Raw genomic sequence first — 16,552 nt, 5'->3', positions numbered from 1 at the left:
CTCATGAAGTTTAAAATATTTAAATTATTATGTATTATTTCATTGCTAGCATATAGTGTAGCAGCACAAGAAATAATGGTGAAAAATAATAATGATAACAGCATTTCAAACCTTACTCTTTTAACTAAAATAGATGGGTGTACAAGTTTTAGTGGCGACTTTTGGTTAAATGGAGCCAAAGTAAAAAGGTGGGAATATGGGAAGAGTGTCTCTATTTTAAAGAAACCATCATTAATATTTAGTACTAAGGGAGAAAACAAATTAAAAGCATATTATGATGTTAATGGAGTAGAAGATTCAGTATCTGTAGTTATAGAAATTATTAAGTTACCTACTTCATTAGCATTTAGCAGCTCGGTAAAAAAAGCTTGTTTTGGTTCTTCAATTACTTTTAAAGCTGAAAATATAAACTATAAGTATAGAGAAATTTACTTTATAGTAGACGGTGTTAAAGTAAAGAATGGCGGTTCTTATACTTTTAAAAAGTCACAATATTATGATGTAATAATGAAGGTTATTACTCCATCTGGCTGTGAAACCTCTATTAAAAAAGATAATTATATCCAGATTTTTGATAAAATTGATTTTTCAGTTTCACCTAACAAAGTTGTTGTACCTGGAAGTTCTGTAACAAAAACATTTCAAATTTTTACTTCTGTACCTAATTTAAAATTTACTTGGGATTTTGGTGATGGAACACCGATTGCAACAGGAAATTCGGTAACACATACTTTTAAAAGTAAAACTGCAATTGTTTATAAAGTAAAAGTAACTGCTAGTAACACTTTGTGTACAAAAACGGAAGTTGTTGATGTTGCAATTAATAGTAAAAGTAATATTTTCGACATTAAAGTAACGAATGATTTTTGTACTTCAGAGGTGTTTGAATTCATACCAAATCTTCCTTCAAAATTTAACGGTAAAGATATTATATGGGAATTTAGTGACGGTTATAAAGTAACCAAAACTTTGCCTTTAACTGTAAAAAGGAGGTTTCCTCAGGGTACTAAGAATATAACAATTACGGCTACTGTAGATGGAATAATTGATCAAAAAGAGTTGCCTTCGCTACTTCCAAAAAAACAAATAAAAATAAAATCAGATAAGCTATTTTGTTCTTTACCTTACAATGTTTCACCAACAATAATTGGGAGAAATAAATTGCCTAAAGGCTATTCTTTTAAATGGATCACCAGTGATGGTGCAATCTCAACTTCTGCTACCCCAACTTTTACTTTTAAAAAGAATACTACCAAAACAATTGTACTTTATGGAGTTAATAAAAGCTTAGGTATTGAGTGTGAAATAGATAGAATAACGGTTGTTGGAGATAAGTACGAAGCAAAAATTTTAAGTACTAATGATTTGTTATCAGGTAATATTTATAAACAAATTGAAGGATGTCAAGGCTTTTCAACAGAATTGTATTATTCTATTAAACAATTTAAGAAAGTAGTACCAAGTGCTGCAGTAAAAAATGTTATTTGGAATATCACTAAAGATGGCAAACCTTTTCTTTATAAAAATAACCATAGAATAAAGCTGAATAATTTAAGGTCTGGTAAGTATGAAATTAAATTAACTATACGAACTAAATTAGGGTGTGTAACCATCTTAAAGAAAAATATCTTAATAGGTACTGAGTTAACTCCATCTTTTAAAGTGAAAAAGAGCACTATATGTAATTTTGAAGTATTAGAGTTAGTCAATACATCTAATTTTGCTGCTAATATTAACATGAATGATGTTCAGTATCAAACTAACCTTGGGAAAGGGTGGGAAGATGGTTTTATTTCTAATCACATGTTTAGAAATACTGCTTCAGGGATAATTGATATAAAACTGAGAGTAGTTTATAAAGGTTGTCCTGGTATGGCTGTAAAAAAGCAGATTACAATTCAAGCTCCAATGTCTTCTTTTAAACTTGTGAAGATATCTCCTTGCGATATTAATTCTCTTGAAATTACAAATCTATCTAAAGGTGCTGATAACTATATATGGGAAATTATAGAAAATGGTACAGTTATCATGAATCATACAACTACCTCTAAAGCTCCATTTAAATTAACCGATTTATTAGGGCGTAATTTAACAGAGGGTGTTATTTATACTATCATATTGACAACAACAACTTCTGCAAATACATGTACTGATGTATATGACGAAGAGTATAAAGCAATTCCTTATTCCAATTTAACCATTAATAGTAATGATATCATATTTGTAGGAGAAAGTGCTAACTTTTCACTAACGAGTACATTACCACTTGTAACAAATAATATTGATTATGAGTGGACATTTGAAAAGGATGGTAAGCCTTATTCAATTGGATCTATCAAAGATAAACAACCTACAGTTACATTTACAGAAATTGGAGAGTATACTGTTAAAGTTAAAGTTAAATTTCATGATGGAGGCTTGTGTGAAAAGACATTTATAAAAAAAGGTATTCAGGTAATTGAAATTGATGCTTCAGAAATTAATGGTATAGATAAAATTTGTTTAAATAATACTGGAGGTACTTCAACACAAAACTTCAGTATCACTCCGATTTTAAAAATTAAAGATCATACAAAATTAAACTTTTTTGAGAGTAAATGGGAGGTTTGGGGTGATGGACCTACACCTTTATTTACTTCTAAGGTAAACACTGATTCGAAGAATATTACTAATAGTTTTTCATATCAATTTACTTCTCCACGTTTACAACAATTTGATGAATATGAAATTAGGTTTACAATGGTTGTGGGATTGCGTCAGGTTCAAAAGTCTAAGTATGTTAAAGTTACGGCACCTGTCTTAAATTTTGGACCTCTGGCAAATCATGTTTCATACAATTACGAATGTCAAGAGGTAATAACTACTATTGATCCAAAACTAGACTATTCTAAAATAAGTGATGCTCAAAAAGCAACTTATTTAATAGAATTAATTGATCAAAAAACGAGAAAGAAAACCATACTAAATGATGTATTAGTTGTTCCAATTTCTAAAGATAATGTTCATCTTGTTGTTACTAGGGGATTACAACCAGGGCAGAATGAATTATCAATTACTGTAACAGACCCAGAATCTTGTGCTATAAATGAGCAAATAACAATAACAGTACCACCATTACCGATATTTGAAGCTGATTTTACACCATCTACATTTTCATTACCTTGTCGTGGATTTATTGATTTAATTGATTTGGCAAATGAGACTAATGGAAATTCCATTTCTAGAAAAGATATTAATGGGAATAAAATACCGATAAGCAGATGGTTTTATCATATTGTTAGTACCTCTGGTGTTGATGATTATGTAGAGTCTTTAGATGGTAAATATAAATATTTCTTTGAATCTGGAACTTATGAAGTTTCTTTAGTTGCTGAAGATCAAATGGGATGTAGAACAACATCACCAATAAAAAAAATAAAGGTGGGAGGTGTTAGAGGAGAAATTAATAACATTAGCAAAAAAATTGGTTATGCACCTTTTAAATCAGAAGTAGAAGCAATTCTTACCTACAAAGAAAAAAACACAAATGGTATTGTATATTCTTGGTTTTCAGGAGATGGTGTGAACAGCCTAACTTCGGCAATGAAGCAAACAATGTCCTATACAAAATTACCTGTAACATCTAGCAGTGTTACTCCTGGTTTATATTTTATTGATAAAAATGGGTGTAAGTATGCAATTACTGCTCAAGATGATATCACAATTTTACAAGCACCAACAATTGTACTAAATGATATTCAAAAATGTACAGCAGATGGGAGTATCAATGTCAATGCATCACCAAAGAATTTTACACCTGCAAATGTAGATAACAGCAAGTATAGCTATAATGCAAAGGTACATTACCAATGGTATGTAAATAATACATTGATAGATGCAGCAGACGGAGGAGATAAGGAACAAATCACTATTATTTATGGGAAAGATAAAAAACCTTTTACGGTAGATCCTGATGATGTGAATGGTAAAACATTTGTATTGGAATATAGAATGGAGGCCGATTATCATGATAAGCAAAATAGAAATAATTCTCATCATGAAAAATCTCCAATCAAATCAACTTCTTTTACCGTAAAATATGACCCTCAACCAATTGCCAAAATAAAAGATATTCATACAGTCTGTGAAAATGAAACATTATATCTTGATGCTTCAGAAAGTAGTTTTGGCGATTTTTCTAGAGGAAAGATTGAGCGCTATGAATGGGAAATTAAAAATTGGGGAACAAAAACATCTACGAATCCTCAATTAATAATACCTAATATTACGCCTGGTATTTATGAAATAAAATTAACGGTTTATACTTTAAATTTATGTGCAAAAGATAGTACAACTAAAACCGTAACTGTTGGAACTCTTCCAATTGTAGATTTTAGTGCAGATATAGCCTGTTTTGGCGATGTAAATGTATTCAATAACTTATCAACTTTTAAAGGGAAAAGTATTGAAGCAAATCCAAGTAGTATTGATTATGTAAAATGGTATTTTGATTATAATGATAAAAAGAATGAGGTGATTTCTACAGAAATATCTCCTGAATATATTTTCTTAAAGCCAGGAATACATAAAGTAAAATTAGAAGTTTATTCAAAACATGGGTGTATGTCTTCTGTAACAAAAGATATAGAAATTGTTTCTAGAAACTTAAATACTTTTATAAGTATGGATACGACATTTTGTTTTAAAACAGATGGAAAAATAGAGCTACAAGCCCCTCAGAATAAAGGTTTACTTTATTATTGGAAAGATACTAATGAAACGACTTCAAAAGTGTTAAGAGATAAAGAAGGAACGTATGAACTTCTAATTATCGATACTTCTACTAAGATAGACTGTAAAACTTACTATAAATTTAACGTAAGAAGTTTATGTTCGCCACAAATTTTTACTCCAACAGGAATGTCTCCAAATAATGATGGACTAAATGATGAATTCTTAATTCGATCTCGTTATGCACTAGATATTAAATTAAATATTTATAATCGATGGGGAGAAATTATTTTTAGTAAAACATATAAAAACTCAAGTGAAGCCAGACAAGAGGGTAACGGTTGGGATGGTAATTATAAAGGAAAAGTAGTTGCCGAAGGGGTTTACACTTATACAATTGTTTATACAAGCGAACTTGATGGTAGCTCTTATAGGATGTCAAATACTATTTCAGTTTTACCTTAAGAACTCAATATTTTAATTGATAATCTATTTTGCAGTAGTGAGTTAATTCTAGTTTTTAATCCAAAATTTAATTTTACAGCTTTAATAATTACCCTATTAGAGCAGAAATAGGATTAGGTAAATCATTTGCCTTAATCCTATTTTTTTTATTGAGATTATAGGAAATCGTTGTCTTTTAAAAGGTTGATTCTAAGAAAGTTACTTTTATTATGTATTATTGATAATAACCTTAAAAGCGAATTAACCTATACTCATGTATTCAAAAAGCAATTCTACATTACTTACAATACTGCTTGTTTTATTAATTTCACAAAATATATTTGCTAGTGCTAATCAGACGGAAAGTGATAAACCAACATCTGAAGATCTTACAATTATTGTTCGAGAAAATGAAGATTTTACAGCTAAAGTAATAGATCTTTTTCCTTTAAATTCTGCACATACACCTTTAATCAGCGTGAAGATTCATCAATTATCAACCAAAGGAACACTAACTGCTAATTTCTATGATTACACCCTAAATACTAGAGTGTATTCTGCAATAAGTAGTAATGATGTACTTCAAAGAGACGAATCTATCCGCTACAATAGTGGTGCTTATGATGGGACATCTTCTGTAGTGAATTACGATAATTTTACCTTTTCTGTAATTGATGGAAGAGAGGTTGAAACAGAAAGTGTATATACTGTACAGATTAATCTTTTAAGAGCTAACGGAATTTATGTCCAAGATTTTTCTAAAAATGGAACAAAGAATAACCCAATTCCATTTACAGCAACAGATTTTACAAGTAAATATACCAATTTCAATACTTCAGAAACTATTCAGAAGGTTGTTGTTAAAACGCTTCCTCCAAATGGTGTATTACAATTTCAAGGTGTTAATGTGCGTATAGGCGATGAAATAACCTTTTCTACTATTACAGATTTTACTTTTGTACCTGATCGTTTTTGGCACGGAACAACAACTTTTGACTATAATGTTATTGATCAGTCAGGAGATGTTGCTATTAATGATGCCACAATTACGATAAATATTGAAGAGCAAAGGCATATTCCTGTAGCGGTGGATGATAATGCAACTACAACATCAAACACACCATTAATTATAGCAGCTAAAATAAATGATTATGATGATGACAATGATCCCATAGAAATTTTATCTATTGACAATGTTGTAAATGGAACAGCAACGATAGAGAATCAAGAAGTACGTTTTGTGCCTACTTCTGGGTTTATTGGTAACGCTACAATTACTTATACCTTAACAGACAATACGGATGGTACAGATCAGGCAGTGATAAATATAGTGGTCACAAATGATTTGCCTATTGTAACAGATATCAATTATAATGGGGTAATAGGCGATACTATTTGGTTAGCAAAAACAGATTTTATAAATAATTTTGCAGATGCACATCCTCTTGAAAAAATTCAAATTAAATCACTGCCATCAATTGGTATTTTAAAAAATAGAAATACTGCTGTAAATGTAAACGATGAGGTAATAGTAGCAGATATAGATGAACTGTATCTTGTAGCAACGAGAGACTTGAATGTCTTTTTTACCTCATTCGAATGGAACGGTTGGGATGGAATGTCATATGCTATAGATAATGCAAATGTTATAATTACAATCACCAACGATTTACCAATTGTTGAAGATATCTTTTATTCTGGTAGGGTTGGAGATACTATTTGGTTAGATAAAAACGATTTCATTCATGAATTTACAGATAGTGATGTTCTTCAAAAAATACAAGTAAGATCTTTACCATTAATTGGAGAATTATTTAAAAGTGAAAATAAGATTGCGGTTAATGATGAAATTGATGTAAATGATATTAATGATATTTATTTTATCGCCTACTCTAATATAAACAAAGTAGGCACCTCTTTCTTGTGGAATGGTTGGGATGGTTTGAATTATGCAATTGATAACGCCAACGTGAATATTACACTAGGTTTGCCATTTCCACCCATAGTAAGTGATTTTGAAAAGTACGGTAGTTTAAATTCAGATATCTTATTTGAGCTTCAGGATTATGAAGATAATTTTAAAGATTTTTCTGGGTTTAGGTTAGATAGTATACAGCTTACAAGTTTGCCTAATTACGGTACATTTTATCTCGATGGGGTAGCAATAGTAATTAATCAAACAATTGGAAGAAATCACATCCGTGATTTAGTGTATACCCCTAACAATGATTACTTTGGTTTTGATAATGTAGATTATACAGCATTCAATGGTTTTAATTGGGCCGTAAATTCTGCCGTAATTAAGATTGTAATCGATGGAGTTTCAGCAGATCCTCCTGTAATAGATGATATCTATAAAGAAGGGCCTCAGAATACTGATATACCGATTACTTTATCAGATTTCTTAGAAGTCTATTCAGATGATGTGATCCAAGAAATATATATATCTACATTGCCCGAAAATGGCAACCTTTACCATAACGATATTCTTGTAGAGGAGAATGATTTCTTTACTGAAATATCATTTTCTGAGTTTATTTATGAACCAAACCTTAATTATGCTGGCAAGGATTCCATCAGTTGGAATGCTTCTAATGGCCAGGTTTATGCTAGCCAAGATGCATTGGTTCATATAAAAATTAAACCTGAGTTGGTTATATATTCCTCTTTCTCTCCAAATGGAGATAACTACAATGATTATTGGCATATTAAAGACATAGAATTTTACCCCAACAATACCGTTACCATTTACAATAGGTGGGGCAATGTTGTATATAATGACGAGAAATACGATAACACTACCGTAAGGTGGGAAGGTATAAATCACGATAACGGTGTAGTAGGTAAATACTTAACTGCAGGAACCTATTTTTATAAAATTGATCTAAGAGATGGCACTTCAATCAGGTCTGGATTTGTGGTTATTGCCAAATAACTAATTATTTATAATGAAAAAACTACTATTCTCATTACTATTCATACTAGGAGTAGCACAAAGTATTTTTGCGCAACAAGCTACTATGTATTCCCAATATATGTTTAATGCAATGCTATTAAATCCAGCATATATTGGTGCTCAAGGTGGGGTAAATTCTACTTTTATTTACAGACAACATTGGTCTGGTATTGGAGGGTCTCCAAGTACGGCAACAGTTGCAATTGATTCTCCAATAGGATCTAAAAAAATTGCTGTTGGGGCATTGTTTTCCCAAGATAAAATTGGGGTTTCTACTATCCAAAATTTTGATGTAATGCTGGCATATAGAATTGCAGCATTTAATGGAACGTTGTCATTTGGTTTACAAGGTGGGTTTAACAATGTCTCTGTAAATTTTGCTCAACTCACATCTTATGTTCCAGATCCTTCAATTCCTTCCCAAACAGAATCTAAAATGACGCCAGAAGTAGGTGCAGGTATATTTTATAATGCAGAAAAACTTTATGCAGGTATTTCGGCTCCTAAACTGGTAGAAAATGATTTGGGAGATCCTAACTCTACTTTAGTTGTAGAAGGTAAAAGACATTACTATATCATAGGTGGCTATATTTTTCATTTATCCCCTAATGTTGTTTTAAAACCCAATACCTTAATAAAATTAACCGAGGGTTCACCCGTACAAGCCGACATTAATTTAAATACACTTTTGTATGAAACTTTATGGTTAGGAGTTTCTTATAGAACACTAGAGTCTGTTGCATTTATTACAGAAATTCAATTTGGTAAAATGTTTAGAGTAGGCTATTCTTATGATTTGGTTACAAATTCTGCCCAAGGTGTAACCAATGGTTCTCATGAGTTTATGTTGAACGTTTTACTAAAAAGTAAAAAAGCAAAGATCCATACACCAAGATATTATTAACTATGAAAAGGGTATTATTCTCACTCTTCTTTTTGTTTACCATTTTGGTAATCCATGCACAGACAATTGAAAATGTTGATATTAAAGATGCAGATGAAAGGATAGCACAGAAATTTGATAATTTAGATTACTCTACTGCCTTAAAAAAGTATCAGAAATCATATAGAAAAGCAGCAACCAAATCAGATAAGATTTTTTATGCTGTCCGTCAGGCGGAGTGTTATGATAAAATGAACAAGCCTAAAAAAGCAATTAAACTATACGATGAAATTGATAGTTTAGGTGGTGCTTTAAAAGGAAATGATGCAGAAGTTTTTGGCGATGCATTTTTTAAAATTGGAAAATACACACAAGCAGAAGAATTGTATGATAGGGCCTCAAAAGGCGTTAAAAAAGAAGATAAGCAAAGAATATACGGTAAAAGAAAGAACATAGCAGAAATAGAAAAGCTATTAAGTGGGGAAGAAGCCTATGAAGTCAAATTTGCTCCTTTTAATTCTAAACAAGATGATTTTAGCCCTATTGAATACAACAACGGGATTGTGTTTGTATCGAACAGAAATGAAAATCAGACAGGTAAAAAAACATATGTAGGTGATGGAGGGAATTTCTTAGATTTATTTTATGTAAATGAAAAAGGGGAAATCACAAACCTATCTAAGAGCATTAATACTAAATTTCATGAAGGAAGTGCAAGTATTTCTAATGATGGTACATTAATGGTTTTTACGAGAAGTACCAAAAGAGAAAAGTCGGATACAAATGCAAGTAGACTGCAGATTTATTTTTCTAAAAAAGAAGGTGACGAATGGGGGAAGCCTTATCCGTTTTTATGGAATATGGAAGCATATTCTACTGGACATCCGTATTTTTCTACTGATAATAAAAAAATGTATTACATTTCTGACCGACCAGGTGGATTGGGTGGTAGTGATATTTATTATTCTGAATGGATTGGTGAGGAATGGTCTAGACCAATTGCTTTAGGTCCTGAAATCAATACAGTAAGAGACGAACTCTTTCCCTCTTTAGACAAGCACAATAAACTCTTCTTTTCATCAAACGGTTGGGGAGGACTTGGAGGTTTGGATGTATTTGTACAAGACCTCGGTAATATTCAGCCATCACCAATTAACCTTAGAATACCTATAAATTCTAGTTTTGATGATTTCAGTGTTTTAATCACCAAAGATGGAAAACAATATATATCCTCTAATAGAGATGTTGAGAACAGTAAATCACAAAGAGATAACATTCTAGAAATTGTAAGAAAAGATTTTAAAGGTATTGTAATTGATAAGTTTTCTAGAGTTCCAATAAGTGGTGCTACTATTAGTATTGATGGTAAAGAAGTTAGTAAATCTGATTCAACAGGAATTTTTTCTGTAAGTTTTAAGGATTGGAATAACAAACAAAATATTTTAGGATCTAAATTCTCTTACCAAGCCGATTCTGTTTTAGGTGATAGCATAGATCAGATATTAATAAATGCAGAACTCGTGGTTCTTGAATTAGCTCAACCATTAATAAAAGGAGTTATATATGATTCTGTTTCTAAAAAGCCACTCATTGCAAGGGTAATTGTTAATGAAAAATCAACTGGAAAAGAGACAATTTTTTATACTGATTCTGTAGGAAGGTATCAATTTAAAGGTTTACCTAACGAGCATTACGATTTAAGGGCGGAACGACCGAGGTATTTTACCAATAGAAGAGCCTTAAATACAAGTACAAAATTATTTATTAATAAAGACATTGCTTTAGAACCCATTACAGGTCAAAAAATACGAATCTATTATGATTTTGATAAATCTGATATCAGAGATGATGCATCGTATTTATTAGATACGTTGGTAAATATGATGACTTTTAACCCAACAATTAAGATTGAACTATCATCGCATACAGATAAAAGAGGTAAAAACTGGTACAACCAACAGCTATCAGAAAAAAGAGCAAAAGAAGCTTTTAATTATGCTGTTAAAAATGGTATTGCTGCCAATAGAATGCTTTATAAAGGATATGGAGAATCTAAACCACAAATAGAATGTGAACCTTGTTCAGAAGAAGAACATCAGTTAAATAGAAGGACTGAATTTTATGTAACAGGATACACCAACGAGAATAATTACTTTGGGGATGATTATAAAACCTTGTTTGAAGGAGGGGCTACAGATTTATTAATTGGGTTTGATGGAGAACTAATGAGAAGTGCTAACAAAGTGATTTCTGGAGTTGTACAAGAATTAAATGATGAAATTAGTGATTTAGAGCTACTTATTGAAGATGATGCTGGTACTGTTTTAGGCACTACAACTACTTCAGAAGAAGGTGTTTTTAACCTACATGTAGCTTCTAAATACAAGTATGTACTAAAAGTTTTAAAGAATAAAAACGTTATCACAACTAAGTATATTGACCTTTATGAGTTTAAAAATAATAATAGTATTGATGTAAAAGTCTTTATAGATTAATTGATTGTGCCATTTATTTACAAATAGTATCTGATTACCGTGTTTTCCATTGAAATAATAGCTGTTATTTTAAATAAAAGTTATTAACTAGATTGGAGTTAAATATCTTAATAAAGTTAAATAGAGCTAGTTATTTATTATAATCAATTACAATCCTTTGGAATAAATAATAAAAAATAGTAATTATGGTATATTAAAAATTAATAATAATAAAATATGGTAGACTGATTTTTTTTAAGCAACATATAATTAACTAATCAATTTAAACTTTTTATAATGAGAAAGATATACCTGATATCATTACTGTTACTATCATCAATATTTACTTTTGCCCAAGATGTTTTAAAAGGTATTGTAAAAGACGAAAAAGGAGAAGGAATTCCTGGAGTCTCTGTACTTATTAAAGGCACAACAAGAGGCGGAATTACAGATTTTGAAGGAGCTTATGCTATTACTAAACCTAAAAGTGGTGAAGTGATTTTATTCACCTACATGGGAATGAAACCTCAAGAGATTTTGTATGCAAGTCAGCAAGATTTGAATGTTACAATGCTAGCAGATGTAACAGAACTAGACGATATAGTTATTGTGGCTTACGGTGCTCAAAAGAAAACTTCCGTAACAGGTGCAGTAGCAAAATTAGATGCAGATGAACTATTAGATGTAACGACACCAGATGTTTCTGGACTATTACAAAGTAAAGCAGCAGGAGTGCAAGTAGCTTCTACATCTGGACAACCCGGAGCAACCACAGAAATTAGAATAAGAGGTAAAGCATCAATGAATGCTTCGATTGACCCTCTTTGGGTGGTTGATGGTGTTATTATGCATGGGGTTCCAGAAATTAACCCTGCAGATATAGAAAACATCTCTATTCTAAAAGATGCTTCAGCCACATCACTTTATGGTTCTAGAGGAGCAAATGGTGTTGTTATGGTAACAACAAAACGAGCAAAAGATGGAACAAGTCAGTTTAACTTTTCTGCAAAAACGGGAATTACACAATTAAACCAAGGTAATTTTAAGTTGATGAATGGTCAACAAATGGTAGATTATTATAAGAGTTTTCCTAACCAAGGAGATATCCCTTCTGATATTTCTGATAATTATGCTCAATTGGCCAATCAAAATACTGATTGGGTGAATAACGGTACGCAAAATGGAATTGCACAAGATTATAGTTTAAGCTACACAGGCGGTACAGAGAAAATGAGAACATTTATTTCTGGAGGTTATTATAGTGAAGATGGTGCTGTGAAAGGGTATAATTATGAACGTTATACGACAAGGATGAACTTAGATTACAACGTAAATGATAAGTTAGTATTTAAACCCAAAATAGCATTAACTTATAAAGAAACGATGAATCGACAACATGATTTATACCAAATGTATAGAAATATGCCTTGGGATAACCCATATGATGCCAACGGTAAACCTGTAAATCCAAGAGACCCGAATGTGATGTGGCATGGTAGAGATATGAACAATTATTTATATGATCTACAGTGGAACTATGGAGAAACAAATGACTTTAATATGATATCAAATTTTGATATTGAATACGATATTTCAAAGCATATCAAATTTGTATCTACCAATAGTATAACTTATGGTAATGGTAACAATTATTCTTATGCAGACCCGCAATCGATTGCAGGCGAAGCGATGATTGGAAATATCTATCAAGCAAAAAGCGAGTTTGTAAATAAGTTTACTAACCAAATGCTACGCTATTTTAATACCTTCGGAAAGCACGATGTAAATGCATTGGTTGCTTATGAATACAACGATTATGCCTATAATAATATGTCTGCTCAAGGTAATGGAATAGTACCAGGAACTAAAGTATTAGACGGTACAGCAGTACCACAATCTGTACAAGGAACAAGGTATGATTATGCATTGCAATCGTTCTTATTTAATGTAAATTATGCTTATGATGAACGTTATATGGCACAATTTTCATTTAGAACAGACGGTGCTTCTAATGTAGGTATTGACAATAGATATGGTAGCTTTTTCTCTGTTTCTGGTGGATGGAATATAAATAAAGAAAACTTCTTTAAGAGTGATGCTGTTACTACTTTTAAATTAAGAGGGAGCTATGGATCTCTTGGCAATAGACCTGAGTCAATGTACCCTTATCAAAGTTTATATTCTTTAGATTATAATTACAATGGTATACCAGCTGCAGTACCAAGTCAGTACCCTAATTATAACTTAAGTTGGGAAAAGTCTTATCAAGCAAATATCGCTGTAGATTTTGGTCTTTGGAATCGCCTAAATTTCACGTTGGAATATTATAATATTAATACTTCAGACCTTTTATATTATGTGAAATTGCCAGCAGTATCTGGGTTTGATGGCTATTGGGAAAATGTTGGAGGAGTAACCAATAACGGTGTGGAATTTATGGTGTCTTACGAAGCCATCCAAAGAAAAGATTTTACATTGGGATTTGATTTTAATATTGGTCACAATAGAAATCAAGTAACAGAGGTGTATCAAGACCAAGATGTAATTAGAGGTAATAAAATTACTAAAGTGGGGCATGATATTGATACTTGGTATTTGAGAAAATGGGCAGGTGTAGACCCTCAATCTGGTAACCCAACATGGGAGAGTGTTGACCCCGAAACAGGTATAGTAACTATTACTGATGATTATGCACAAGCAACATTACAAGAAGTGGGCACTTCTACCCCTAATTTTCAAGGTGGTTTTACGGCTAGATTAGATTACAAAGGAATATTTCTAAATGCTAATTTTGCCTATTCTCATGGAGCAATGATCTATAATACAGCCAGAGAAACCTATGATTCTGACGGTGCTTATGCTTCTTATAACCAAATGCAATTGCAAGATGGATGGAGTAGATGGGAGAAAGAAGGAGATGTGGCTACACATCCTAAATTAGAGTATAATAACCAAAGTCAAAGTAATAAACCGTCGTCTAGATATTTAGAAGATGGAAGTTATTTAAGATTGAGAAATGTTACGTTTGGCTATAGACTACCAAATAAATTTAACGAGAAAATGAAAATTAAAAATGCTAGAGTCTACTTTTCTGGAGATAACCTATGGACGGTTACAGGGTATTCTGGTATGGACCCAGAAGTGGGAGACGGATCTGACATGTCTGCATTCTACCCAGTTCCTAAACGTTTTATGATGGGTCTTAATTTTTCTTTCTAATTATACTAAATAACGTACAAGATGAACTTAAAAAAATATATATATTCTGTAGTCTGTATTGCATTTATTACGGCTTGCGATATCCATAGAGATCCTTATAACTCAATCAACTCAGATGATCTTTTGAGTACTGAGGCAGGGTTACAAACAGCTACAAATGGGAACTATGCCAACCTAAAAGGGAAAAAAGATGAATCTGCTTGGTTTGATGATTGGCATAGAATAACAGAGTATCCAACAGATAATGTATCGTTAAGTGGTACAACAACAGACCCATTATTCTACTTTTATAATTTTAGAAATATCCCTAATAATTATAGGTCTTCTAGATTTTGGAGTTACTCTTATAGAACAATTGTAGGTTGTAATCAGATTATTGAAAAAGCTCAAAAAGGAGTATCTCCAGAAATGGATCAGTTAATTGGCGAAAACTATTATTTAAGAGGTATGTTGCTTTTCTACCTAGTTAATGTTTACGGACGTCCATATTCACAAGGTCCTAGTAATTTAGGTGTGCCTTTAAAACTATCTACTGATGTAAAAGATTTACCACCACGTGCAACTGTTGGGGAAGTGTATGAACAGGTGCTTTTAGACTTAAAGAAAGGTGAAGAATTAATGACAATTAATAAAGGGAATATTTATGGAAGTAAAGAGGCTGCTCAAGCGTTACTTTCTAGAGTATATCTTTATATGGATGATGTCGACAATAGCATCACTTACGCAGATAAAGTGATTAATTCTGGTAATTATGGTTTGCTTAGTACTGCACAATTAACAAATTCAGTTGAGCTTCCACCAGAAGGAAATCCAGAAGAAATTTTTGCTTTAAAATTTACAAAAGATTCTGATTATGGGCATGGATGGTATACAGTTGGTGGAATGTACGCAACCATAAAAAATGTGGGTTGGGGTGAAATGTATGTCTCAAAAACATTTATTGATTTAATAAATCAACATCCTGAAGATGCACGAAAAAGTTATTTCGAGCCTCAGTATATAGTGATTGATAGTGGACAAAAAATTCCTAGTGTAGTTTGGGTCAACCAAGATTGGCAGTATGTACAAGCAGAATTAGTAGATGATACTTACGTTATTTATAATGAAACGCAATATGATTTACAATCTGAAGGACAAGGAGATAACATTGAATACTTTTTTGTAGATGACAGTGGTACAAAACAATATTGTGAAAAAAACCATTTAATGGAACATAGAAATGGTTATCTAAAGTATTTTATTTATAAGTGTTCTATGCAAGAAGGAGAACCACATTTATGGTCGCCAACAGTTTCTCGATTAGGTGAACTTTATTTAAATAAAGCAGAAGCCTATGCCAAAAAAGGGGATGAAGCAAATGCACTGAAAAATGTAAATATTATAAGAGAAAGAGCTGGTATTCCTACTTATTCTAGTGCACAGGATTTTCCTGATGGAATGCAACTTTTAGATGTTGTATTACAAGAAAGAAGGTTAGAATTAGTTTGGGAAGGACACCGTAAATTTGATGTGTTTAGAAATAATAAAACAATGGACAGAAGGTATCCTGGAACTCATTTAAGTGGATCAGGCGCTTACGAACAAATTGAACCTACACATAATAGAGTTATTGAATTTATACCAGAAGATCAAATTTTAGTTCAACCTAATTTAATACAAAACCCCTAAGGTGATATTGAAAAGATATAAATAATACGTTTTTAATGTAGCTCCAACTTTCATGCAAGGTTGGAGTTTTTTTGTTTCTAGCTATAATTTATAACACAAATTTTATATTTTAATACAATCCATTTTTTTTTAATAAAGGTGAAAATGTTTATAAAAGTGTTGAAAATCTATTATCTGATTTAGGAGAAAGTCTAGATG

General features: G+C 31.6%; 6 protein-coding genes. All 6 read left to right on the top strand.

The genetic code is table 11. The features are described from left to right. Positions 1-3 precede the first annotated feature (3 nt). Entirely contained in the window at positions 4-5,175 is a 5,172-nt protein-coding gene (locus KM029_RS20775) for a PKD domain-containing protein (RefSeq protein WP_158631235.1), read from the top strand. Positions 5,176-5,428: 253 nt separating this feature from the next. Next, positions 5,429-8,089 carry a T9SS type B sorting domain-containing protein gene (locus KM029_RS20770; protein ID WP_144076772.1) on the top strand — a complete coding sequence of 887 codons (2,661 nt, stop codon included), beginning with the start codon at positions 5,429-5,431 and terminating at the stop codon, positions 8,087-8,089. A gap of 13 nt (positions 8,090-8,102) precedes the next feature. Then, the gene (locus KM029_RS20765) at positions 8,103-9,014 is read left to right on the top strand and encodes a PorP/SprF family type IX secretion system membrane protein (RefSeq protein ID WP_144076771.1); all 912 of its coding nucleotides are present in this window, start codon (positions 8,103-8,105) and stop codon (positions 9,012-9,014) included. 2 nt (positions 9,015-9,016) lie between these two features. After that, positions 9,017-11,488: an OmpA family protein gene (locus tag KM029_RS20760; protein WP_144076770.1), complete on the top strand. Its 2,472-nt coding sequence runs from the start codon at positions 9,017-9,019 to the stop codon at positions 11,486-11,488. Between the two features lie 276 nt (positions 11,489-11,764). Then, complete coding sequence (locus KM029_RS20755) at positions 11,765-14,686, top strand: SusC/RagA family TonB-linked outer membrane protein (protein ID WP_144076769.1); 2,922 nt, start codon at positions 11,765-11,767, stop codon at positions 14,684-14,686. Between the two features lie 21 nt (positions 14,687-14,707). Further along, entirely contained in the window at positions 14,708-16,354 is a 1,647-nt protein-coding gene (locus KM029_RS20750) for a RagB/SusD family nutrient uptake outer membrane protein (RefSeq protein WP_144076768.1), read from the top strand. Positions 16,355-16,552 lie beyond the last annotated feature (198 nt).

The organism is Flammeovirga kamogawensis (assembly GCF_018736065.1).
GTDB classification, from domain to species: Bacteria; Bacteroidota; Bacteroidia; order Cytophagales; family Flammeovirgaceae; genus Flammeovirga; species Flammeovirga kamogawensis.
Note: the sequence above shows the minus strand (reverse complement) of the source record. Positions and strands in the feature narration are given on the sequence as shown.

What these genes read in the sequence shown, in the direction of transcription:
- KM029_RS20760 (WP_144076770.1), top strand. Translation starts at nt 9,017, where the DNA reads ATGAAAAGGGTATTATTCTCACTCTTCTTTTTGTTTACCATTTTGGTA.
- KM029_RS20750 (WP_144076768.1), top strand. Translation starts at nt 14,708, where the DNA reads ATGAACTTAAAAAAATATATATATTCTGTAGTCTGTATTGCATTTATT.
- KM029_RS20770 (WP_144076772.1), top strand. Translation starts at nt 5,429, where the DNA reads ATGTATTCAAAAAGCAATTCTACATTACTTACAATACTGCTTGTTTTA.
- KM029_RS20755 (WP_144076769.1), top strand. Translation starts at nt 11,765, where the DNA reads ATGAGAAAGATATACCTGATATCATTACTGTTACTATCATCAATATTT.
- KM029_RS20765 (WP_144076771.1), top strand. Translation starts at nt 8,103, where the DNA reads ATGAAAAAACTACTATTCTCATTACTATTCATACTAGGAGTAGCACAA.
- KM029_RS20775 (WP_158631235.1), top strand. Translation starts at nt 4, where the DNA reads ATGAAGTTTAAAATATTTAAATTATTATGTATTATTTCATTGCTAGCA.